19 protein-coding genes are annotated in these 22734 nt (G+C 70.3%); 6 read left to right on the top strand and 13 right to left on the bottom strand.

Annotated elements, in window-relative coordinates:
* Positions 1-280 precede the first annotated feature (280 nt).
* Positions 281-526 carry a hypothetical protein gene (locus tag D0Z67_RS10280; RefSeq protein WP_037775474.1) on the bottom strand — a complete coding sequence of 82 codons (246 nt, stop codon included), beginning with the start codon at positions 524-526 and terminating at the stop codon, positions 281-283.
* A gap of 312 nt (positions 527-838) precedes the next feature.
* Here D0Z67_RS10280 and D0Z67_RS10275 point away from each other — a divergent pair, with 312 nt between their 5' ends.
* A complete protein-coding gene (locus tag D0Z67_RS10275; protein WP_031182428.1) occupies positions 839-1366 on the top strand; it encodes a universal stress protein in 528 nt (175 codons plus the stop codon).
* Positions 1367-1595: 229 nt separating this feature from the next.
* Here D0Z67_RS10275 and glmS read toward each other — a convergent pair whose 3' ends face one another.
* The gene (gene glmS / locus D0Z67_RS10270; protein WP_031182427.1) at positions 1596-3413 is read right to left on the bottom strand and encodes a glutamine--fructose-6-phosphate transaminase (isomerizing); all 1818 of its coding nucleotides are present in this window, start codon (positions 3411-3413) and stop codon (positions 1596-1598) included.
* 25 nt (positions 3414-3438) lie between these two features.
* Entirely contained in the window at positions 3439-3696 is a 258-nt protein-coding gene (locus D0Z67_RS10265; protein ID WP_031182426.1) for a hypothetical protein, read from the bottom strand.
* Positions 3697-3861: 165 nt separating this feature from the next.
* Between D0Z67_RS10265 and D0Z67_RS10260 the strand changes: the two genes are divergently transcribed.
* Both D0Z67_RS10260 and D0Z67_RS10255 read left to right on the top strand, forming a co-directional pair.
* A complete protein-coding gene (locus tag D0Z67_RS10260) occupies positions 3862-5433 on the top strand; it encodes a purple acid phosphatase family protein (protein WP_031182425.1) in 1572 nt (523 codons plus the stop codon).
* A 157-nt stretch (positions 5434-5590) separates the two neighbouring features.
* Positions 5591-7204, top strand: a complete 1614-nt coding sequence (locus D0Z67_RS10255; protein WP_031182424.1) for a beta-N-acetylhexosaminidase — start codon at positions 5591-5593, stop codon at positions 7202-7204.
* Between the two features lie 73 nt (positions 7205-7277).
* On the opposite strand, the gene D0Z67_RS10250 is transcribed toward D0Z67_RS10255, so the two are convergent.
* From D0Z67_RS10250 to D0Z67_RS10205, 10 genes are all read right to left on the bottom strand, one after another.
* The gene (locus D0Z67_RS10250; protein WP_031182423.1) at positions 7278-9047 is read right to left on the bottom strand and encodes an IucA/IucC family protein; all 1770 of its coding nucleotides are present in this window, start codon (positions 9045-9047) and stop codon (positions 7278-7280) included.
* On the bottom strand, positions 9044-9574 hold the full coding sequence (locus tag D0Z67_RS10245; RefSeq protein ID WP_031182422.1) for a GNAT family N-acetyltransferase: 531 nt from the start codon (positions 9572-9574) through the stop codon (positions 9044-9046). Before D0Z67_RS10245 ends, D0Z67_RS10250 begins: the two co-directional genes overlap by 4 nt.
* Entirely contained in the window at positions 9571-10845 is a 1275-nt protein-coding gene (locus tag D0Z67_RS10240) for a lysine N(6)-hydroxylase/L-ornithine N(5)-oxygenase family protein (protein WP_031182421.1), read from the bottom strand. Before D0Z67_RS10240 ends, D0Z67_RS10245 begins: the two co-directional genes overlap by 4 nt.
* A complete protein-coding gene (gene desA, locus D0Z67_RS10235) occupies positions 10829-12271 on the bottom strand; it encodes a lysine decarboxylase DesA (protein ID WP_031182420.1) in 1443 nt (480 codons plus the stop codon). Before desA ends, D0Z67_RS10240 begins: the two co-directional genes overlap by 17 nt.
* A 128-nt stretch (positions 12272-12399) precedes the next feature.
* Complete coding sequence (locus D0Z67_RS10230) at positions 12400-13245, bottom strand: siderophore-interacting protein (protein ID WP_031182419.1); 846 nt, start codon at positions 13243-13245, stop codon at positions 12400-12402.
* A gap of 42 nt (positions 13246-13287) precedes the next feature.
* Positions 13288-14334 carry an ABC transporter substrate-binding protein gene (locus tag D0Z67_RS10225; RefSeq protein ID WP_031182418.1) on the bottom strand — a complete coding sequence of 349 codons (1047 nt, stop codon included), beginning with the start codon at positions 14332-14334 and terminating at the stop codon, positions 13288-13290.
* A gap of 118 nt (positions 14335-14452) precedes the next feature.
* Entirely contained in the window at positions 14453-15613 is a 1161-nt protein-coding gene (locus D0Z67_RS10220) for an acyl-CoA dehydrogenase family protein (protein ID WP_031182417.1), read from the bottom strand.
* A gap of 5 nt (positions 15614-15618) precedes the next feature.
* Positions 15619-16554 (bottom strand): hydroxymethylglutaryl-CoA lyase, encoded by a 936-nt coding sequence (locus tag D0Z67_RS10215; RefSeq protein WP_031182416.1) that lies wholly within the window; start codon positions 16552-16554, stop codon positions 15619-15621.
* 11 nt (positions 16555-16565) lie between these two features.
* Entirely contained in the window at positions 16566-18497 is a 1932-nt protein-coding gene (locus D0Z67_RS10210; protein ID WP_031182415.1) for an acetyl/propionyl/methylcrotonyl-CoA carboxylase subunit alpha, read from the bottom strand.
* 17 nt (positions 18498-18514) lie between these two features.
* Complete coding sequence (locus tag D0Z67_RS10205) at positions 18515-20131, bottom strand: carboxyl transferase domain-containing protein (RefSeq protein ID WP_031182414.1); 1617 nt, start codon at positions 20129-20131, stop codon at positions 18515-18517.
* Positions 20132-20217: 86 nt separating this feature from the next.
* Here D0Z67_RS10205 and D0Z67_RS10200 point away from each other — a divergent pair, with 86 nt between their 5' ends.
* The 3 genes from D0Z67_RS10200 (at position 20218) to D0Z67_RS10190 (ending at position 22703) form a co-directional block, all read left to right on the top strand.
* Complete coding sequence (locus tag D0Z67_RS10200) at positions 20218-20814, top strand: SACE_7040 family transcriptional regulator (protein ID WP_031182413.1); 597 nt, start codon at positions 20218-20220, stop codon at positions 20812-20814.
* 39 nt (positions 20815-20853) lie between these two features.
* Positions 20854-21429 (top strand): Uma2 family endonuclease, encoded by a 576-nt coding sequence (locus D0Z67_RS10195; RefSeq protein WP_031182412.1) that lies wholly within the window; start codon positions 20854-20856, stop codon positions 21427-21429.
* A gap of 116 nt (positions 21430-21545) precedes the next feature.
* The gene (locus D0Z67_RS10190) at positions 21546-22703 is read left to right on the top strand and encodes an acyl-CoA dehydrogenase family protein (RefSeq protein ID WP_031182411.1); all 1158 of its coding nucleotides are present in this window, start codon (positions 21546-21548) and stop codon (positions 22701-22703) included.
* Positions 22704-22734: the final 31 nt, after the last annotated feature.

The raw sequence follows: 22734 nt of genomic DNA, 5'->3' as shown, positions 1-22734 counted from the left end.
GATCGAATCTACTGGCTCCCGTGGTCTGCCGGTGGCCAGTTCCACACGCGGTGCATTGTCGACATGACAACTTGGCGTGAAGCATTCGATCACGAAGGGTTGCACTCGCGGGGCGTGCAGGGAAGTACGCCTGGGCGGGGTGGCCAAACCGCATAGGGTGCGACGGTGCGGACGACCCTTGTTTGTGCAGGTGGAACGGGGGTTGAGGGGTGGTTGGGACCCCTCCGGAGCGATATTAGGAACTTGGCTGAAAACCAACGTTCGAGGGTGTGGAAACCGGTCAGTCGACCGGTGTACTGGCTCCTCTGTGATCTGCGACTCCCCGCGCGGCCTCCCGCAGCGAGCGGCGCAGCAGCGCCCGGCAGGCGAGGGTGACGCCGGCCAGTCCCAGCCCCGCCCCGACGGCCGCCACCGGTGCCGTGCCGCACCACAGCAGGATCACCGGCACCAGCACGCAGGCGAACACCGCCCAGCCGATCACCTCGCGCGCGGTGTCGGGGCCGGGCGCGGAGCGGGGTGCGGGCATCTGGGGGCTCCTGGGGCGTCGGTTCCAGGGGGTTCAACGCGCGGACGGCCGGACGGTCACCCCATGAGGGGCGGGTCCCGGCAAACCGCCTGTACGGGGCAGCGACCATTGCGTAAGGGGCGCCGCTCGTGCATGCTCCCTGGAACCCCCGGGGGCCTCCCGGAGGGCGCGCTCACGGAGCGTGTGCGGGAACTGCGACGGAGAGGCTTGCCGCCGTACCCTTGGGGGTATGGGCAGGGGAAGACGTTTCCCGGACACAGCTCCGCCGCACGATGTCCCCCTTCATACAAGGATCACGACGCCGAGACAGCCATGGCCGGTCACGAATTCTTCGAACCAGCGGACCGCAAGCGGCCGGTAGCCGAACCCACGGCGCCCGAGCCCCTGGCGGCGGACGAGACACGCCCTTCCTGCGATCCCGCCTTCCGGCACGGAGTGGTCGTCGGCTTCGACGGCTCCACCTCCAGCGAGCGCGCCCTCGCCTACGCGGTCGGCATGGCCCACCGCTCCGGCTCGGGTCTGATCATCGTCCATGTGGCCAACCGGCTGCCCACCACGGTGTGGGCCGGCTGTGAGCCGCCCGTCTTCGTGGACGTCCCCGACCACCGCACCGAGGTGCTCGGCCTGGAGCTCGCCTGTGCCGACCACCTGAGCGAGGTGCCGTGGATCCTCGTGGAGCGCGGCGGCGACATCTGCCATGAACTGGAGGAGGTCGGGCGGGAGTACGAGGCGGACGCGATCGTCGTCGGCTCCACGCACGGCATCGCCGGGCGGATCTTCGGCTCCGTGGCGGGACGGCTCACCAAGCGGGCCCGGCGGCCCGTGATCGTGATTCCCTGAGACCTCAACCTGCCCTGGCGGCACACTGGTTGGCGCGCCGGGAAGCTACTCGCGCGTAGGAGTGTTCCGCACCCCCGTGTCGGGCATACAACGGCCGACGCCGCGGGTGAGTCGTGCTGCCGGCCGGTGGGTGACGGCCGCCGGCCGAGGCCAGCGGCACGCACAGCGGCACAGAAACGGACCCCCACGAGGCTCGCGCGAGGGTCCGTTTCTCTGTATGCGGGGAGACCTACTCCACCGTCACCGACTTGGCCAGGTTGCGCGGCTTGTCGATGTCGCGGCCCAGCACCTTCGCCGCGTGGTACGCGAGGAGCTGGAGCGGGATGCCCATGAGGATCGGGTCCAGCTCGTCCTCGTTCTTCGGGACCACGATGGTGCGGTCCGCCTTCTCCTGCTCCCGGTGCGCGACCGCGAGGATCTTGCCGCTGCGGGCCTTGATCTCCTCCAGCGCGGCGCGGTTCTTCTCCAGCAGGTCGTCGTCCGGGACGATGGCGACCGTCGGCAGGGCGGGCTCGATCAGGGCCAGCGGGCCGTGCTTCAGCTCGGAGGCGGGGTACGCCTCGGCGTGGATGTAGGTGATCTCCTTGAGCTTCAGGGACGCCTCGCGGGCCACCGGGTAGCCCCGGACACGGCCGATGAAGAGCATCGAGCGGCTCTGGGCGTACTCCTCGGCCAGCTCGCGGACCTGCTCCTCCTGCTTGAGGATCTCGGCGATCTGGGTGGGCAGCTTGCGCAGGCCCTCGATGATCCGCTTGCCGTCGCGCACCGAGAGGTCGCGGGTGCGGCCCAGGTGCAGCGCGAGGAGCGCGAAGGCGACCGTGGTGTTGGTGAAGCACTTGGTGGAGACCACGCACACCTCGGGCCCGGCGTGCACGTAGATGCCGCCGTCGGCCTCGCGGGCGATGGCCGAGCCGACCACGTTGACCACACCGAGGACCCGGGCGCCCTTGCGCTTCAGCTCCTGCACGGCGGCCAGCACGTCGTACGTCTCACCGGACTGGGAGACCGCGACGTACAGGGTGTCGGGGTCGACGACCGCGTTGCGGTAGCGGAACTCGGACGCCGGCTCGGCGTCGGCGGGGATGCGGGCCAGCTCCTCGATCATCTGGGCGCCGATCATGCCCGCGTGGTACGAGGTGCCGCAGCCGAGGATCTTGACCCGGCGGATGCGACGGGCCTCGCGGGCGTCCAGGTTGAGGCCGCCCAGGTGCACGGTGGAGAAGCGGTCGTCGATGCGGCCGCGCAGCACGCGGTCCACGGCGTCGGCCTGCTCGTGGATCTCCTTGTGCATGTAGGTGTCGTGGCCGCCCATGTCGTAGGAGGCGGCCTCCCACTCCACGGTGGTGGGCTCGGCGCTGGTGCGGGTGCCCTCGGTGGTGTAGGTGCGGAAGTCGTCGGCCTTCAGGGTGGCCATCTCGCCGTCGTCCAGGGTGACGATCTGGCGGGTGTGTGTGACCAGCGCGGCGATGTCCGAGGCGACGAACATCTCCTTCTCGCCGATGCCGAGGACGACCGGGGAGCCGTTGCGGGCCACCACGATGCGGTCGGGGAAGTCGGCGTGCATCACGGCGATGCCGTAGGTGCCCTCGACCACGCGGAGCGCCTCGCGGACCTTGTCCTCCAGCTTCTCGGCGCTCGCGCGGGCGATCAGGTGGGTGAGGACCTCGGTGTCGGTGTCGGAGAGGAACTCCACACCGTCCGCCTCCAGCTTGCGGCGCAGGTCGGAGGCGTTGTCGATGATGCCGTTGTGGACGACGGCGACCTTGTCGTCGGCCGACATGTGCGGGTGGGCGTTCACGTCGGAGGGGGCGCCGTGGGTGGCCCAGCGGGTGTGGGCGATGCCGGTGGTGCCCTTGAAGCGCGCGGGGACCTTGGCCTCCAGGTCACGGACCCGGCCCTTGGCCTTGACCATCTTCAGGGCCGGCGTCTTGGGCGAGCTGACGACGACGCCCGCCGAGTCGTAGCCCCGGTACTCCAGGCGCTGGAGACCCTCCAGCAGCAGGGGAGCGACATCCCGCTTACCGATGTATCCGACAATTCCGCACATGTAAAAGCTCCCTCACCCTGGCTTCTCAGCCATAGACCATGCGGCGCAGCTGCCGGAGCGTGAGCTCGGGCGGTGCCACCGCGCGGTATTTCAGGTCCGCATCGATCCGTTCGAAGATCGCCGCGTTCTGCATGCCCTGGGCCTGCAGTTCCCGGTGTCGACGACGGACGTAGTCCTGGGTCGTCTCGTCGAAGAAGGCGAGCACGTCCTGTATCACCCGCAGCGCCTCGCCCCGGCTGAGCGGGGTCGAGCGCGTCAGATGATCGACAAGTTCCTCGTGCACCCGGTAGATCTTCGGGTACGGACGCCGGTTTCGCAAGAATCGTGCCCGATTCCGGGCAGGCACCTGTTGGCGCGGTCATGGCGCGCTGTTCGCCCGGTGTCCACTTCCCGTCCTGTACACCGTTGCCCCCGGCCACGAGTTTTGCTGGTCATGGACATTCCTCGTATGGGCGTACCCGAGAAGCTGGCCGAGCGGATGAGCATGGCCGAGCGGCACGAGTACCTGCGGAGCAGATTCTCCCGGCGCACCCTGATCAGGAGCGGCGCCGTCACCCTCGGCACCGTCGCGGGCGGCGCCTTCGTACCCGGCGCCGTGACCCCGGCCGCCGCCACCACCCCCGCGGCCCCGGCGCCGCGCCGTGCCGAGCACGTCGACGGCGCGCTGGCCGCGCCCTTCGGCCGCCATCTGGCCTGGGGCAACGACCCGCGCACCGAGGTCACCGTCTCCTGGCAGGTGCCGGTCGCCGTCAAGCGCCCCTTCATCCGCATCGGCGCCCACCCCTGGGACCTCTCCCGCAAGATCGAGGCCGAGGTGCGCACCCTCCACACCCCGGCGGGTGTCGGCGCGAGCGGCGACCACACCCAGTACTACGTGCACGCGCGGCTCAGTCACCTGCGCCCCGGCCAGACCTACTACTACGGCGTCGGCCACCACGGCTTCGACCCGGCCGAGCCCCACCTGCTCGGCACCCTCGGCACCTTCACCACCGCCCCCGCCCACAAGGCGCCCTTCACCTTCACCGCCTTCGGCGACGAGGGCGTCGGTTACCACGGCCTCGCCAACAACGCCCTGATCCTCGGCCAGAACCCCGCCTTCCACCTGCACGCGGGCGACATCGCCTACGGCGACCCCTCCGGCGCCGGCAAGACCACCGACACCGGCTTCGACTCGCGCACCTGGGACCAGTTCCTGCACCAGACCGAGTCCGTCGCCAAGCAGATCCCCTGGATGCCCGCCTACGGCAACCACGACATGGAAGCCTGGTACTCGCCCAACGGCTACGGCGGCGAGGAGGCCCGCTGGTCCCTCCCGGACAACGGCCCCGACGCGGCGAACCTCCCCGGCGTCTACTCCTTCGTCTACGGCAACACCGCCGTCATCTCGCTGGATGCCAACGACATCTCGTACGAGATCCCGGCCAACCTCGGTATCTCCGGCGGCACGCAGACCAGGTGGCTGGAGGCGCAGCTCAAGAAGTTCCGGGCCGCGCGGGACGTCGACTTCGTGGTGGTCTTCTTCCACCACTGCGCCTACTGCACCTCCACCGCGCACGCCTCCGAGGGCGGGGTGCGCCAGGAGTGGGTGCCGCTGTTCGAGAAGTACACGGTGGACCTGGTCATCAACGGCCACAACCACCAGTACGAGCGCACCGACGTGATCAAGGGCGACACGGTCACCAAGAAGCTCCCGATCGGCGGCACCGCCTACCCCGAGACCGAGGGCGTCGTCTACGTCACCGCGGGCGCGGCCGGCCGCAGCCTGTACGCCTTCACCGCGCCCGACACCTACGAGGGGAACGAACACGAGGTCGAGTCCGTGTCCTCCTTCGTCAACCTCAAGGACGGCAAGAAGCCCGAGACCGTCGCCTGGTCCCGGGTGCGCTACCTCGACTACTCCTTCCTGCGCGTGGACGTCACCCCCGCGCCGAGGGGCCGGCACACCACGCTGACCGTGTCCGGCATCGCCGAGACCGGTGAGCGCATTGACCACTTCACCGTGGCCCGCAGGGCGAAGTAGGCCCGCGTGCCCGCGCGTCGTGGCCACCGCGGTCATGACGCGCGGGTGTCGCCGCCGAGAACAAAGGGCTGTCCCGCTGGACCGTTGCCGCCACGGGCGGGATCGTTTCACCGGATCTGCGGGAGAGTTGTCCCGACCACATCCGAAGGGAGCGCATGTGAGACGGCACCACGGCACCACTCCCCGAACGAACCGAACGAACCGAATCCTCGGATCGCTGCTGCTCGTAGCGACGGCCGGCGTCTTCACCCTCGCCGCCGACCCCGTCGCCCAGGCGGCCGCCCCGCCCGCGCTGGACCGGGTGATCCCGGCACCCGCCTCGGTCCGGCCGGGCGGCACCCCGTACCGCATCACCCGCGCGACCGCCGTCCGGGTGGACGGCTCCGCCGAGGTCCGCCGGATCGGCGCCTATCTCACCGGCATCCTGCGGCCCTCCACCGGCTATCCGCTGCCGCTCACGGACCACGGCGGCAGGGGAGGCATCCGACTCCACCTCCAGAAGGGCGACTTCGGCGCCGAGGGGTACCGGCTGCACAGCGGAGCCGGTGGCGTCACCATCACCGCCGCCGCGCCCGCCGGCCTCTTCCACGGCGTGCAGACCCTGCGTCAGCTGCTGCCGGCGGCCGTCGAGAGGAAGACCGTCCAGCCCGGCCCCTGGCGGATCGCCGGCGGCACCGTCGAGGACCGCCCGCGCTACGCCTACCGGGGCGCCATGCTGGACGTCTCCCGGCACTTCCTCAGCGTCGCCCAGGTCAAGCGCTACATCGACCAGTTGGCCCTCTACAAGATCAATGAGCTGCATCTGCACCTCAGCGACGACCAGGGCTGGCGCATCGCCGTCGACTCCTGGCCGCGCCTGGCCGCGTACGGCGGCTCCACCGAGGTCGGCGGCGGCAAGGGCGGCCACTACAGCAAGGCCGACTACCGGGAGATCGTCCGGTACGCGGCCGGCCGCTATCTGGAGGTCGTCCCCGAGATCGACATGCCCGGCCACACCAACGCCGCCCTCGCCTCCTACGCCCAGCTGAACTGCGACGGCGTGGCGCCCCCGCTCTACACCGGCACCCAGGTCGGCTTCAGCTCGCTGTGCGTGTCCAAGCAGGTCACCTACGACTTCGTGGACGGCGTGATCCGCGAGCTGGCCGCGCTCACCCCGGGCCGCTATCTGCACATCGGCGGTGACGAGGCGCACTCCACCAGCCACGCGGACTACGTCACCTTCATGGACCGGGTGCAGCCGCTCGTCGCCAAGTACGGCAAGAAGGTCATCGGGTGGCACCAGCTCACCGGCGCCCACCCGGTCAAGGGCGCCCTCGCCCAGTACTGGGGCCTGGACCGCACCAGCGCGGCCGAGAAGGCACAGGTCGCCGAGGCCGCGCGGAACGGCACCGGGCTGATCCTGTCCCCGGCCGACCGGGTCTACCTCGACATGAAGTACACCAAGGACACCCCGCTCGGCCTGGACTGGGCCGGCCTGGTGGAGGTGCGGCGGTCCTACGACTGGGACCCGGGCGCCTATCTCGACGGGGCGCCCGCCTCGGCGGTCAGGGGTGTGGAGGCTCCGCTGTGGTCGGAGACGCTGAAGAAGTCCCCCGACCTCGAGTACATGGCGTTCCCCCGGCTGCCGGGCGCGGCGGAGCTGGGCTGGTCACCGGCCGCCACCCACGACTGGGACGCCTACCGGGTGCGGCTGGCCGCGCAGGCCCCGCGCTGGGACGCCCTCGGCATCAACTACTACCGCTCACCGGAGGTCCCCTGGCCGACGGGCTGACAGCACGGTGACAGGGGTACGGGCACCCCGGAGGACCGTCTCCGGGGTGCCCGTGGTCTTCGCGCAGGCGGCGCTAGCGCCCGGCGAGCGGGTTCTCCAGGGTGCCGATGAGCTGGAGCGCGCCGGACGGGTCGGCGAGGTCCACCATCTGCTTGTTGTTGCGCAGCTGGAGCCGGTTCAGGCAGGAGAGCGCGAAGTCCGGGGCGAACATGTCGTACCGCTCGAACTTCTCCGCGAGCTGCGGGTTCGCCTCCTGGTACTCGCGGGTGATCTCCGCGACCGCGTCCCAGAACCGGTCCTCGGTCAGCACGCCGTCGGCGGCCAGGTTGGCGGCGAGGAAGCGGAAGAAGCAGTCGAACACGTCCGTGAAGATCGACAGCAGCTTCTTGTCCTCGGGCACCTCCACCCGGATGCGGCGGACCTCCGGCGGCAGGGCCGCGTCCGGGTCCATCACGGCGATCTCCTCGGCGATGTCCTTGTACACCGCGCGCCGGACCGCGCCGTCCTCCAGCACCAGGATGACGTTCTCGCCGTGCGGCATGAACACCAGGTCGTAGGCGTAGAAGCTGTGCAGCAGCGGCACGTAGTAGGCCCGCAGATAGCCGCGCAGCCAGTCGGCGGGTGCCTGCCCCGAGCGCTCGATCAGCGCGCCCGCGAACGAGGCGCCGTCGTGGTCGGTGTGCAGCAGGGCGGCCATCGTCGCCAGCGACTCGCCCTCGGCGAGGCGGGACACCGGGGACTCGCGCCACAGCGCGGCCAGCATCTTGCGGTAGGGGGAGTAGCGGTCGGTGGCCCGCTCGTACTCCAGGTGCCGGTAGCCGACGGCGGCCTGCTCGCGGATGATCGTGAGGCCGGTCGCGGAGAGCACCGGGTCGTTCTCGATCAGCCGGGCCAGCCAGTCGTTGATCGCCGGGGTCGCCTCCATGTACGCGGCCGACAGACCGCGCATGAAGCCCATGTTGAGCACGGACAGCGCCGTCTTCACATAGTTCTTCCCGGGATGCGTCCGGTTGAAGAACGTCCGGATGGACTGCTGGGCCAGGTACTCGTCGTCGCCCTCGCCCAGGCACACCAGGTTGCGGCGGGCCACCTCGGCGGCGAAGGTCACGCTCAGCTTGTTCCACCACTGCCAGGGGTGGACCGGGATCAGCAGATAGTCGTCCGCGTCGAGGCCCTGGCCGGTGAGCACGCCCCGGAACCGCTCCAGGGTGGCCTCGCCCAGCTCGCGCCGGAAGAACTCCTCGTACTCGACGCCCGCGCCGGCGGTGAAGGCGGCGCGCGAGCGGTGCGCGGCCAGCCAGACCAGTCTCACCGGGCTCGCGGTCTCCGGCGCGTACGCCAGGTACTCCTGGACGCCGAAGCCGAGCCGCCCGTTGTTGGCCACGAAGCAGGGATGGCCCTCGGTCATCCCGGTCTCGATGTCCTGGAACGAGGCGCCGGCCAGTTCCCTCGCGCTGACGCGGGGCTTGGTCAGCTTGTAGCAGGTGCCGGACAGGGTGGAGGAGATCTCCTCCAGGTACATCGGCAGGATCTCGTCGCTGAGCCCCAGGGTCTCCTTCAGCTCGATGAAGAAGTCCAGCGCGGCGAGCGGCAGTTCGGCGCCCTCCCGGCTGCGGCTGATCGAGTCGGCGTCCACCTGCCAGTGGTCCAGGCCCCGGCGCACGGCGGAGAAGCGGTACGAGGTGAGCTTGTCGTCGCTGCGGACGACGTACGTGTCACCCTCGGCCTCCGGGGTGAGCAGGCGCTCGTGCGCGAACTCGGCGAGGGCCTTGCGGAGCAGCAGGCGGTTGGCCAGGTCCCAGCGCTCGGGGGAGAGGTGGGCCACGGAGTCGGCGAGGGTCATGCCGCCACCCCCGTCGCCGCCTCGAACCGGTCCCGGGTGCAGAAACTCAGCAAGGCGCGCTTCTCCGGCTTCTCTATCTCGCCCTCGGGCACGAACCCGACGGCCTCGTTCAGCTTGTGCACGGCGGTGTTGCGCACATCGGGCTCCACCACGACCCGCCGGGTGCCCGGGTCGGCGAACAGGTGCGCCATCACAGCGGTGATGACCCGCCGGGTGAACCCGTGCACGGGCGTGTCCGTGGGCGCCACCAGGAAGTGCATCCCGACATCGCCCGGCCGCGCCTCGTACAGCCCGGCCAGCTCGCGGTGCGCGGGGTCGTAGCTCTCCATCAGGAACACCGGCACCCCGTCGTCCAGCCCGAGGAAGGCGTGGTGGTGCTCGTCGGCCGCGATCTCCATGTAGGCACGCTCGACGTCCACCAGTTTCGCGTCCTGCATCATCCAGAACCCGGCCTTCGCATCGGTCACCCAGCCGTGCACCAGGCTCGCGTCCTTCAGGGGGTCGAGCGGGCGGATCGTGAAGGTCATACGGCGAACTCCTGGAAAGCGATGGTCTTCTCCACCGGGTAGTACTCCGAGCCGAGCAGCTCGCGGATGATGGAGGCGTTGCGGTAGGCGCCCATGCCCAGGTCGGGGCTGGTGATGCTGTGGGTGTGGACGCCGGCGTTCTGGAGGAAGACGCCGCGGCCGGTGACGTCTATGGCGTAGTTGCGGCCGAGGTCGAAGTTGCCGTGGCCGTCGTAGCGCAGGCGGTCGCGGACCGGCTTCAGGAACTCCGGCTCGCGGTACTGGTAGCCGGTGGCCAGCACCAGGCCCTCGCTGTCCAGCTCGTAGTCCTTGCCCTGTTCCTCCTGGCGGAGGGCGAGGGTGTAGGTGCCGTTCTCGTAAGTGGCGCTGTTGAGCGCGGAGTTGGTGAGCAGGCGGGTCTGGATCGGGCCGCCGAGGTTCTTCTGGTAGAGCAGGTCGAAGATCTCGTTGATCAGCTCGCCGTCGATGCCCTTGAACAGGCCCTTCTGCTGGGCGGTGATCCGGTAGCGGGTGTCCTCGGGGAGCGCGTGGAAGTAGTCGATGTACTCCGGGGAGGTCATCTCCAGCGTGAGCTTGGTGTACTCCAGCGGGAAGAACCTCGGGGAACGGGTGACCCAGTTGAGCCGGTAGCCGTGGACGTCGATCTCGCTGAGGAGGTCGTGGTAGATCTCGGCGGCCGACTGCCCGCTGCCGACCAGTGTGATGGAGCGCTTCCTCTGCAGCTCCGCCTTGGTGGCGAGGTAGCGGGAGTTGTGGATGAAGTCGCCGCCCAGGCCCTCGCACGCCTCCGGGATGTACGGCGGGGTGCCGGTGCCGAGGACCAGGTGCCTGGCGGGGTAGGTGTCACCGGTGTCGGTGCGCACCGCGTACACGCCGTCCTCGTACGTCACTTCGGTGACCGTGGTGCTGAAGCGGACGCTGGTCAGCTTGTTCGCGGCCCAGCGGCAGTAGTCGTCGTACTCGACGCGCAGCGGGTAGAAGTTCTCCCGGATGTAGAACGAGTACAGCCGGCCCTTCTCCTTCAGGTAGTTGAGGAAGGAGTACGGCGAGGTCGGGTCGGCCAGGGTGACCAGGTCCGACATGAACGGCGTCTGGAGGTGGGCGCCGTCCAGGAACATCCCGGCGTGCCACTCGAAGTCGGGCTTGGAGTCGAGGAAGACGCCGTTCAGTTCCTCGATGGGCTCGGTGAGGCAGGCCAGGCCGAGGTTGAAGGGGCCGAGGCCGATCCCCACGAAGTCAAGGACGGGGCTGGCTTCAGGAAGCGCGGTCAAGGGACTCTCCCAGGTACTGCTCGGCGTGGCCGGCGATCAGATCGAGGACGGCGGCGATGTCGGCCGCGGTGGTCTCGGGGTTGAGCAGGGTGAACTTCAGGTAGTGGCGGCCGCCGACCTTGGTGCCCGCGACCACGGCGTCCCCGGAGGCGAACAGGGCCTTGCGGGCGTACAGGTTGGCGCGGTCGATCTCGGCCGGGTCGGTCACGGTCGCCGGGATGTAGCGGAAGACCAGGGTGGACAGCGAGGGCTCCACGACCACGTCGTAGCGGGGGTCGGCGGCGAGCATCCGCCAGCCCTCCTGGGCGAGTTCGCAGACCTCGTCGAAGAGTCCGCCGATGCCGTCGGCGCCCATCACGCGCAGCGTCATCCACAGCTTGAGGGCGTCGAAGCGGCGGGTGGTCTGGAGGGACTTGTCGACCTGGTTGGGGATGCGCTCCAGGACCATGCGGCGGGGGTTCAAGTACTCCGCGTGGTAGGTGGCGTGCCCGAGGATGGCCGCGTCCCGTACCAGGACGGCGGAGGAACTCACCGGCTGGAAGAAGGACTTGTGGTAGTCGACGGTGACCGAGTCGGCGCGCTCGATGCCGTTGATGCGCCTCCGGTGCTTCAGCGAGGTGAGCAACCCGCAGCCGTAGGCGGCGTCCACGTGCATCCACACCTCGAACTGCTCGCAGAGTTCGGCGATTTCGGGGAGCGGGTCGATGGAGCCGAAGTCGGTGGTGCCCGCGGTGGCGACGACGGCCATCGGGACGAGCCCGTCCTGGACGCAGCGCTCCAGCTCGTGGGCGAGCGCGACGGTGTGCATCCGCTTGTCGTGGTCGACCGGGATGACGACGACCGCGTCCGGGCCGAGGCCGAGGAGTTTGGCGGACTTCTTCACGCTGAAGTGGCTGACCTCGGAGGTGAAGATGCGCAGGCGGTCGTGGGACTCTGCCTTCGCCTCCTCGCGGGCCAGCAGCAGCGCCTGGAGGTTGGACTGGGTGCCGCCGGAGGTGAACACGCCGTCGGCGGCGGGTCCCAGGCCGATGCGGGCGTTGGTCCAGTCGATCAGTTTCCGCTCGATGAGCGTGCCGCCGGCCGACTGGTCCCAGGTGTCCAGGGAGGAGTTGACCGCGGAGAGCACGGCCTCGCCGACCACCGCCGGGATGACCACCGGGCAGTTGAGGTGGGCGAGGTAGCGCGGGTGGTGGAAGTAGACGGCGTCCCGGAGGTAGACCTCCTCCAGTTCGTCCAGCGCGGCGGCGGTGTCGCCGAGCGGCTGGTCGAGGTCCACGGAGTCGACGCGGGGAGCGAGGTCGTCGACCGTGACGCCGGTGAACGGGCGTGCGGCGGTGGCGAGTTTGGCCGCCACCCGCTCTACTCCTTCGGTCACGGAGCGGCGGTACGTCTCCGCGGTGAGGCCATTGAGCAGGTGCGAGCGCATGAGGGGGTCCTCCGAGGGAAACACGAGGGGGCGTGAAGTTCCGCGGCTTCAACTTAGGTAAGCCTAACCTAAGTCAATGCGTGATCACACCCTTCCCGTGACGACGGTCACCCCGAGGGTCTCCGTGCCTACGCGGCGCTCGCGCGGAGCTGTTCCTCCGTCATCCCGCGCCGCCAGTAACCGACGAACGTCACCCGCCGCCGGTCGGTGCCGCGCTCTCCGACGACGTGCCGGCGCAGCTCCCGCACCTGGCTCGCCTCACCGGCCAGCCAGACGTACGGGCTGGTGTGCGCCGGGAGTGGGGCCGCGCGCAGGGCCTCAACGGCCGAGGGGGCGCCCTGGCGCCGGACCAGCCAGGTGACGCGGGCGTCCGCCTCGGTGCGCACGTCCTGGATGTCCCCGGCGTGCGGCACCTCCAGCCAGGCGTGCACCCGGGCGGACGCCGGCAGCGACTCCAGTACGGCGGTCGCGGCCGGTACGGCGGTCTCGTCGCCCCACATGACGATCAGATCGGTGTCCTCCGGGGCCCGGAACCGGATCGCCCGGTTGTCGGCGAGCGCCGGGCCGAGCAGCAGCACCCGGTCGCCCGCGACCGCACCGGCGGCCCAGCGGGAGGCGGGGCCGGCCGGGACCGGGGCGCCGGGCTCGGTGCCGTGCAGGGCGAAGTCGACGTCGATCTCGTCCGGGTCCCGGCGCAGCGCGCGCAGGGTGTACGAGCGCATCACCGCCCGTACGTCGTCCGGGAGTTCACGCCAGCCGTGCCACCAGTCGTCGCCCAGCTCCAGCGGGACGGCGGGCTCGCTCTGGCCGGGGTGCGGCAGGAACAGCGAGAGGGACTGGTCGCGGCCGAGCGAGTGGAACCCGGCCAGCTCGGGCCCGTTGAAGGTGACCCGCAGCAGAGACGGACCGAGCCGCCTCGTCCGGGCCACCTGGAGGGCGAAGAAACGGAACGGGGCGGCTACGGCCGTCGTCATGCGGGGCTCCTGAACGTCAGGAAGGGGTCATTCGGGCAGGGGTCAGCCGACCTTCTTGGCCGTCTCGATGGCCTTGGCGAGGTTCTCCAGCAGCGGGGCGCACTTGTCGTAGGACAGGATCGGCTCGGCGGAGCGGGGGATGACCTGGCCGGCCTTGACGGCGGGCAGCTTCTTCCAGGTGGCCTTGGTGATGTCGGCGGGCTGGATGGCCGAGGAACGGTCGTCCATGATGATGACGTCGGCCGGGTGCTTGTCGACGTTCTCCCAGCTCAGCGTCTCGAACCAGCCGCCGGTGGGCTTCTTGGCCGCCTCCGAGGGCTCGACGAAGTTCACGCCGAGGGACTTGAAGTACTCCAGGTCCGCGGAGAGGTTGGTGCCGGAGACGTAGAACGCGTCCTGCGCGGCGGAGCCGGCCATCACCTTGATCTCGGGGCGGGACTTGGCCGCCTTGCGCAGTCGGGCCGTGGCCGCCTCGAAGCGCTTCTTGGCGTCGGTGATCCTGGCGGACTTGGTGTCGGCGCCGAGGGACTCGGCCAGCTCCCACATCCGCTGGAGCGGGGCGGTGAGCGGGCGGTCGTAGACCGAGACGGCGACGCTGGGCGCCAGCTCGGCTATCTTCGCGGCGGACTCCAGGGGCACGTACCAGAGGGCGCCCCTGGGGTCGAAGGTGGTGGTGATGAGGACCTGCGGGGCGAAGGCCGCGTACTCCTCGACGTTGAACTGGTTGAAGACATTGCCGAAGACGGTCAGCTTGCTGACGTCCATGTCGCCGGCCTGCACATCGGCCTTGCCGTCCTTGGTCTTGGTCGGGCCGAACACGCCCTTGACCTCGATGCCGTAGTCGAACAGCGCGGCGGCGACACCGGTGAAGGCGACGATCTTCGTGGGGACCGAGTCCAGCTTCACGGTCTGCCCGCGGTCGTCCTTGAAGCTCCACGCGCCGGACTTGCCGGGCTTGGCCCCGCCCTCGGAGCCACCGCTCTTCCCCTTGTCGTCGCCACAGGCGGCGAGCACGGCGCCGAGACCGAGGGCGCCGCCCGCGGCGAGGATGCCGCGGCGAGTGAGGTGGGTGGCACGGGTGTGGGGCATGGGTATGACTGCTTTCGACCGGGGCGGACACCGCCTGACCAATTCGCAGCAAGGTTAGCCTAACCTTGCTCATTGTCCAGGGCTGGGGCATCCGCCCCCGTCGGAGTCTTCTCCGAGGTCAGCCGGTAAGGCCCAACTCACGGGCGATCAGCATGCGTTGGACCTCGCTGGTGCCCTCGCCGATTTCCAGGATCTTGGAGTCACGCCACATGCGGGCCACCGGGTACTCGTTCATGAAGCCGTAGCCGCCGTGGACCTGGGTGGCGTCCCGGGCGTTGTCGACGGCGATGGTGGAGGAGTACAGCTTGGCGATGGCCGCCTCCTTCTTGAAAGGCTCGCCGGCCACCAGCCGGGCCGCCGCGTCACGCCAGGCGAGACGGGCGGTGTGGGCCTTCATCTCCATGTCGGCCAGCTTGAACTGGATGGCCTGGTTGGTGCCGATGGCCCGGCCGAAGGCGTGCCGCTCCTTGGCGTACCGCAGCGACTCGTCCACGCAGCCCTGCGCGAGCCCGGTGCCCAGCGCGGCGATGGCGATGCGGCCCTCGTCCAGGATGCGCAGGAACTGCGCGTAGCCACGGCCCTCTTCGCCGAGCAGGTTGGCGGCCGGGACCCGCACGTCCTGGAAGGACAGCTCACGGGTGTCGGAGGCGTTCCAGCCGACCTTGGAGTAGGGCGCCGCGACCGTGAAGCCCGGTGTGCCCGAGGGGACGATGATCGCGGAGATCAGCGGCCTGCCGTCCGGCTTGCGGCCGGTGACCGCGGTGACCGTCACCAGGCCGGTGATGTCGGTGCCGGAGTTGGTGATGAAGCACTTGCTGCCGTTGATGACCCATTCGTCGGTGTCCGGGTCCAGCCGGGCCGTCGTACGGGTCGCGCCCGCGTCCGAGCCTCCGTCCGGCTCGGTCAGCCCGAAGGCGCCCAGGATCTCGCCCGAGCACAGCCGGGGCAGCCACTCGGCCTTCTGCTCCTCGGTGCCGAACAGATGGATCGGCATGGCGCCCAGCGATACGCCGGCCTCCAGGGTGATGGCCACCGAGGAGTCCACCCGGGCCAGCTCCTCCAGCGCGATGCCCAGCGCCAGATAGTCGCCGCCCATCCCGCCGTACTCCTCGGGGAACGGCAGCCCGAACAGGCCCATCCGGCCCATCTCGCGGACGATCTCGTACGGGAACTCGTGCCGCTCGTAGAAGTCGCCGATCTTCGGCGCCACGACGTCGTGCGCGAACTCCTCCACCGTGCGGCGGAGTTCCTCCAGCTCGGGGCTGAGGCGGTGGTCCATGCTGATCACTGGTCCTTGTCGGGCTGGGTCGTGGGGCCGAGGGCGCGGACGGTGCGGGAGGGGCTCGGGCGGCCCAGGTGGCCGGCCATCCAGACGCTGGTGGCGGTCAGCGCCTCCAGGTCGACGCCGGTCTCGATGCCGAGGCCGCGCAGCATCCAGACCAGGTCCTCGGTGGCGAGGTTGCCGGTGGCGGACTTGGCGTAGGGGCAGCCGCCGAGGCCGCCCGCGGAGGCGTCGACGGTGGTGACGCCGTGCTGGAGCGCCGCGTAGGTGTTGGCGAGCGCCTGGCCGTAGGTGTCGTGGAAGTGCACGCCGAGTTCCGCCGTGGGCAGGCCCGCCTCGTCGAGCAGGGTGAGCAGGGCGCGGACCTGGCCCGGGGTGGCGACGCCGATGGTGTCGCCGAGGCTCAGCTCGTCGCAGCCCATGTCCCGCAGGGCCGTGCACACCCGGACCACCTGGGGGAGCGGTACCTCGCCCTCCCAGGGGTCGCCGAAGCACATCGACACATAGCCGCGCACATGGGCGCCCGCGTCCTTGGCCTGCCGCACCACCGGCTCGAACACCGCCAGCGACTCGTCCACCGTGCGGTTGAGGTTGGCCTTGGCGAAGGACTCCGTGGCGCTGGCGAACACCGCGATCCGGCGCGCGCCGAGGGCGAGCGCCCGGTCCAGGCCGCGCTGGTTGGGGACCAGCACGGGCAGTTCGGCGTCCACGTCGGAGATCTGCGGGAACAGCTCCTCGGCGTCGGCCAGTTGGGGCACCCACTTGGGGTGCACGAAGCTGGTCGCCTCGATGGTGGTCAGGCCCGCCGTGCGCAGGCGGCGGATGAACTCCGCCTTCACCTTCGTCGGTACGGCCGTCTTCTCGTTCTGCAGGCCGTCGCGCGCGCCCACCTCGTGGATGCGGACCCGCGTGGGCAGGCCGGGCTCGGGGACGACCATGGGCAGCGCGTTCACTCCGTCTCCTCCTTCGGCGCGATGACGGCCAGCACCTGGTCCATGGCGACCGTGCTGCCGGGCGTCACGTCGAGTTCGGCGACCGTGCCGGCGTGCGGGGCGGAGACGACGTGCTCCATCTTCATCGCCTCCACCACCAGCAGGCTCTGCCCGGCCTCGACCTCGTCGCCCACGGCCACCTTCACCACCGTCACCGTGCCCGGCATGGGCGCGGTCAGCGAGTCGGCGCCCGCGTGCGCGGAGCGGCTCAGCGAGGCGGCGACCGGGTCGTGGTCCCGCACCTGCCAGGCGTCCCCGTCCCGCCCGAGCCAGTCGGCGGCGCGGCGGAAGGTGTGCCGGACGCCGTCCAGGGTGACGGTCACCCGGTCATCGGTGACCTCGGCAGCGCGGGCGGTCCGGGTGACGGGTTCGAGTCCCCCGACACGCAGCGGGAACGACACCGGCTTCGGAGTCCCGCTCAGCCGCCAGCCGTCCGGCACCGAGAAGGGGTCCACCCAGCCCTCGCCCGAGGGGCGCAGCTCCTCCAGGCGCACGGCCGCCGCAGCCTCGTAGACCTCCTCCGGCACGCCGGACGGGATCAGGTCGTCCACCGCGCGCTCCACCAGCCCGGTGTCCAGTTCGCCCGCCATCACGGCAGGGTGGGCGAGGAGGCGGCGCAGGAAGCCCGCGTTGGTCGGGACGCCCAGGGTGACCGTCTCCGCGAGGGCCGCGCGGAGCTTGCGCAGGGCGGTCGCGCGGTCGGGGCCGTAGGCGATCACCTTGGACAGCATCGGGTCGTACAGGCTGCCGACCTCGGTGCCCTCGCTGAGCCCGGAGTCGGTGCGGACGCCGTCGCCCTGCGGCTCGGTCAGCAGCAGGACCGTTCCGCCGGAGGGGAGGAAGCCCCGCGAGGGGTCTTCGGCGCAGATGCGCGCCTCCACCGCGTGCCCGGTGAGGGTCACGTCCTCCTGGGCGAAGCCCAGCGGCTCGCCGGAGGCCACCCGCAGCTGCCACTCGACCAGATCCAGGCCGGTGATCAGCTCGGTGACGGGGTGCTCGACCTGGAGACGGGTGTTCATCTCCATGAAGTAGTACGAGGACGGGTCGTTGCCCGGCACGATGAACTCCACCGTGCCCGCGCCCCGGTAGCCGCACGAGCGGGCCGCCTGCACGGCCGCCTCGCCCATCGCGGCGCGGGTCGCCTCGTCGAGCAGGACGCTGGGCGCCTCCTCGATGATCTTCTGGTGGCGCCGCTGGAGCGAGCACTCGCGCTCGCCGAGGTGGACCACGTTGCCGTGGCCGTCGGCGAGCACCTGGATCTCGATGTGCCGGGGGCGGTCGATCCACCGCTCCACCAGCAGGGTGTCGTCGCCGAAGGAGGCGCGGGCCTCGCGGCGGGCGGCCGCGATCTCGTCCTCCAGGGCGGAGACGTCCCGCACCAGACGCATGCCCTTGCCGCCGCCGCCCGCCGAGGGCTTGAGTAGCACGGGGGTGCCGATCTCCCGGGCCGCGTCGGCCAGTTGGGCGTCGGTCAGGCCGCTGCCGCTGGAGCCCGGCACGACCGGCACCCCGTACGCCGCCACCGTCTCCTTGGCGCGGATCTTGTCGCCCATCAGGGCGATGGCGTCGGCGGACGGCCCGATGAAGACGAGCCCCGCCTCCTCGCAGGCGCGCGCGAAGCCGGCGTTCTCGGCGAGGAAGCCGTAGCCGGGGTGGACCGCCTGGGCGCCGGTGCGGGCGGCGGCCTCCAGCAGCCGCTCCACCGACAGATAGCTCTCCGAAGCCGGGGCCGGGCCGATCCGGACGGCCGTGTCGGCCTCCCGGACGTGCCGCGCGTCGGCGTCGGCGTCGGAGAAGACCGCCACCGAGCGCACGCCGAGCGCACGGAGCGTACGGATGACCCGTACGGCGATCTCGCCCCGGTTGGCGACCAGCACTGTGTCGAACACGGAAGTTCCCCTCCCTCTCACATCCGGAAGACGCCGAACCGGGGCTCTCCCAGCGGCGCGTTGGCACAGGCGGTCAGGGCGAGTCCGAGCACCTGACGGGTCTGGAGCGGGTCGATCACGCCGTCGTCCCAGAGGCGGGCGGTGGCGTAGTAGGCGCTGCCCTGGCCCTCGTACTGGGCGCGGATCGGGGCCTTGAAGGCGTCCTCGTCCTCGGCGGGCCACTCCTCGCCGCGCGCCTCCATCTGGTCCCGCTTGACCGTGGCGAGCACCGAGGCGGCCTGTTCGCCGCCCATGACGGAGATCTTGGCGCCGGGCCACATCCACATGAAGCGGGGGGAGTAGGCGCGGCCGCACATCGAGTAGTTGCCCGCGCCGTAGGAACCGCCGACGACGACCGTCAGCTTCGGTACGCGGGTGCAGGCGACGGCGGTGACCATCTTGGCGCCGTGCTTGGCGATGCCGCCCGCCTCGTAGTCCTTGCCGACCATGAAGCCGGAGATGTTCTGGAGGAAGACCAGCGGGATGCCGCGCTGGTCGCACAGCTCGATGAAGTGCGCGCCCTTCTGGGCGGACTCGGAGAACAGGATGCCGTTGTTGGCGACGATGCCGACCGGGTGGCCGTGGATGCGGGCGAAGCCGGTGACCAGGGTCTGGCCGAACTCGGACTTGAACTCGCTGAAGCGCGAGCCGTCCACCACGCGGGCGATGATCTCGCGGACGTCGTAGGGGGTGCGGGAGTCGACCGGGACCGCGCCGTACAGCCCGAAGGGGTCGACCTTGGGCTCGACGGCCGCCGTCACCTCCCAGGGGGCGTCCTTGCGGGCGGGGAGGGTGGCGACGATGTTCCGCACGATCCTGAGCGCGTGCGCGTCGTCCTCCGCGAGGTGGTCGGTGACGCCGGAGACGCGGGAGTGGACCTCGCCGCCGCCCAGCTCCTCCGCCGTGACGACCTCGCCGGTGGCGGCCTTCACCAGCGGGGGGCCGCCGAGGAAGATCGTGCCCTGGTCGCGGACGATCACCGCCTCGTCGCTCATCGCCGGGACGTACGCGCCGCCGGCCGTGCAGGAGCCGAGGACGGCGGCGATCTGCGGGATGCCGGCCGCGGACATGCGGGCCTGGTTGTAGAAGATGCGGCCGAAGTGGTCGCGGTCGGGGAAGACCTCGTCCTGCATGGGCAGGAAGGCGCCGCCGGAGTCCACCAGGTAGACACAGGGCAGGCGGTTGTCGAGGGCCACCTCCTGGGCGCGCAGGTGCTTCTTCACCGTCATCGGGTAGTACGTGCCGCCCTTGACGGTCGCGTCGTTGGCGACGATCACGCATTCGCGGCCGCTGACCCGGCCGATGCCGGCGATCACCCCCGCCGCCGGGGCCTGGCCCTCGTACATCCCGTCGGCCGCGAGAGGGGCCAGCTCCAGGAAGGGGGAGCCGGGATCGAGCAGGGCGTCCACCCGGTCCCTCGGCAGCAGCTTGCCGCGCGCGGTGTGGCGGGCGCGCGCCTTCTCGCCGCCGCCGAGGGCCGCGGCCGCCAGCTTGGCGCGCAGTTCCTCGCCCAGGGCGAGATGGGCCTGTTCATTGGCCTGCCAGGCCGTCGACGCGGGGTCTGCCGCGCTCGTCAGCTCCGGTGCCTCGTGCATCCTGCGAACCCCTCACCTTGTTAATGAGCGTTAACGCATTTCCCTCAGGTTAACGACCGCTAACCTCGCTGTCTACAATGACCCGCATGGCCAGCAGAACCGACGCCCCGACCCGGCGGCAGCAGATCCTCAAGGAGGCCGCCCGCCTCTTCGCCGAGCGCGGGTTCCACGGCGTGGGCGTGGACGAGATAGGGGCGGCGGTCGGCATCAGCGGCCCCGGCCTCTACCGGCACTTCCCCGGCAAGGACGCGATGCTCGCCGAGCTGCTGGTGGGCATCAGCGGCCAGCTCCTCACCGGCGCGCGGCGCAGGGTCGCCGAGGCGGACGGACAGGCGGGCGCCTTCGCCGTCCTGGACTCCCTCATCGAGGGCCACATCGACTTCGCCCTGGACGACCGCCCCCTGATCACCCTGCACGACCGCGAGCTGGACCGGCTGCGCGACAGCGACCGCAAGCTCGTCCGCCAGCTCCAGCGCCAGTACGTCGAACTCTGGGTCGGCGTCGTCCGCGAGACCCACCCCGCCCTGACGGAACCCGCCGCCCGCTCCGCCGTCCACTCCGTCTTCGGCCTCCTCAATTCCACCCCCCACCTCGGCCGAGCCGGCACCCTCCCCGGCCGAGCGGCCACAGCGACCCTGCTGCACCGGATGGCCCGGGGGGCGTTCGAGGCGGCCGGGTCCTGAACGGGCCCGCAGCAGGAGGCATCTCAGTACGCTGACCTCATGGACTACGCGAAGATGCGCGCGATCGCCGGGGAGCTCGGCGCCTACGCCGAGCGGCTCGAAGGAGCCTGGAGCGTCGAGATCGGTCCGTCGGGCCCGGTACTGGCCATGATGTGCCCGTCGAAGCGTCATGAGGGCACGGTTCGCCGCATCTGCAAGCAGCTGGATGAACAGCTTCTCCGCACCCATCCCGGCTATATCTGCGCGAGCGGCCCCGAGATCGAACACCCGGCGATCGGCCGTATGCGTCTCCCCGACGCGGTCGTCATTCCCGAGGACGCCCTCGACGAAGAGGGCATCGCGGTCGATGCGGCGCAGGTGCTGGGGGTCGTCGAGATCGTGTCTCCGTCGAACCCGGCCAGTGACTACACCGAGAAGCTGGCCGACTACCCCGCCATGGGCATCGCCCACTACTTGATCGTCGACCCCCGCACCGGCACGATCGAAGCCCACTCCGACCCCTGCAAGGGCCGCTACGTCCGCAAGGACGTGTACATCTTCGGCGACACCGTCCCCTTCGGCCCCTGGCTGATCGACACCGCCGACTTCCGGCGATACGGCAAGGCCGGGAACTGAGCGTCGCCCGGGGTGGGGAAGCTCACCCTGGACGGTGAACGTACTCGCCGGTACCTTCGGTTGAGCAAGCGCTTAGACATGCCCTGTGTCATGCCGAGGTACGTGGAGGTGGCGGCGTGCGCCGTACGGTGTTCAACGAGGATCACGAGGCGTTCCGGGAGACTCTCCGGGACTTCATCGAGTCCGAGGTCGTGCCGGTCTACGACGAGTGGTTCGCCGCCGGTCAGGCTCCGCGCGACTTCTACTACAAGCTCGGCGAGCTGGGCATCTTCGGGATCAACGTCCCCGAGGAGTTCGGCGGCGCGGGCCTCGACAGCCACAAGTTCGAGGCGGTCCTCTACGAGGAGACCGCCCGCGCGGGCGTCCAGTTCGGCGGCTCCGGCGTGCACGTGCTGCTCGCCCTGCCGTACATCAAGATGCTGGCCACGGACGAGCAGAAGAAGCGTTTCCTGCCGAAGTTCGTCACCGGCGAGGAGATGTGGGCCATCGCGATGACCGAGCCCGGCACCGGCTCGGACCTCGCGGGCATGAAGACCACCGCCAAGCTCTCCGAGGACGGCACGCACTACGTCCTCAACGGCGCCAAGACCTTCATCACCGGCGGTGTGCACGCCGACAAGGTCATCGTCTGCGCCCGCACCTCCGCCCCGAAGGAGGACGACCGCCGGTTCGGCATCTCCCTCTTCGCCGTGGACACCAAGTCCGAGGGCTACTCGGTCGGCCGCAAGCTGGACAAGCTCGGCCTGAAGACCTCCGACACCGCCGAACTCGCCTTCGTGGACGTCAAGGTCCCCGTCGAGGACCTGCTCGGCGAGGAGAACAAGGGCTTCTCCTACCTCGGCCACAACCTGGCCTCCGAGCGCTGGGGCATCGCCTTCGGCGCCTACGCCCAGGCCAAGGCGGCCGTCCGCTTCGCCAAGAGTTACGTCCAGGACCGCACCGTCTTCGGCAAGCCGGTCTCGCACTTCCAGAACACCAAGTTCGAGCTGGCCGCCTGCCAGGCCGAGGTCGACGCCGCCGAGGCCGTCGCCGACCGTGCCACCGAGGCGCTGGACGCCGGCGAGCTGACCCCCGCCGAGGCCGCCTCCGCCAAGCTGTTCTGCACCGAGGTCGCCCACCGCGTGATCGACCGCTGCCTCCAGCTCCACGGCGGCTACGGCTACATGAACGAGTACCCGATCGCCCGCCTGTACGCGGACAACCGCGTCAACCGCATCTACGGCGGCACCAGCGAGATCATGAAGTCGATCATCGCCAAGGACATGGGTCTGTAAGGCCCCCGAAATGACTGGCCGGTACAACCAC

Origin of the sequence: Streptomyces seoulensis, assembly GCF_004328625.1 — a bacterium.
Taxonomy (GTDB): Bacteria; Actinomycetota; Actinomycetes; order Streptomycetales; family Streptomycetaceae; genus Streptomyces; species Streptomyces seoulensis.
Note: the sequence above shows the minus strand (reverse complement) of the source record. Positions and strands in the feature narration are given on the sequence as shown.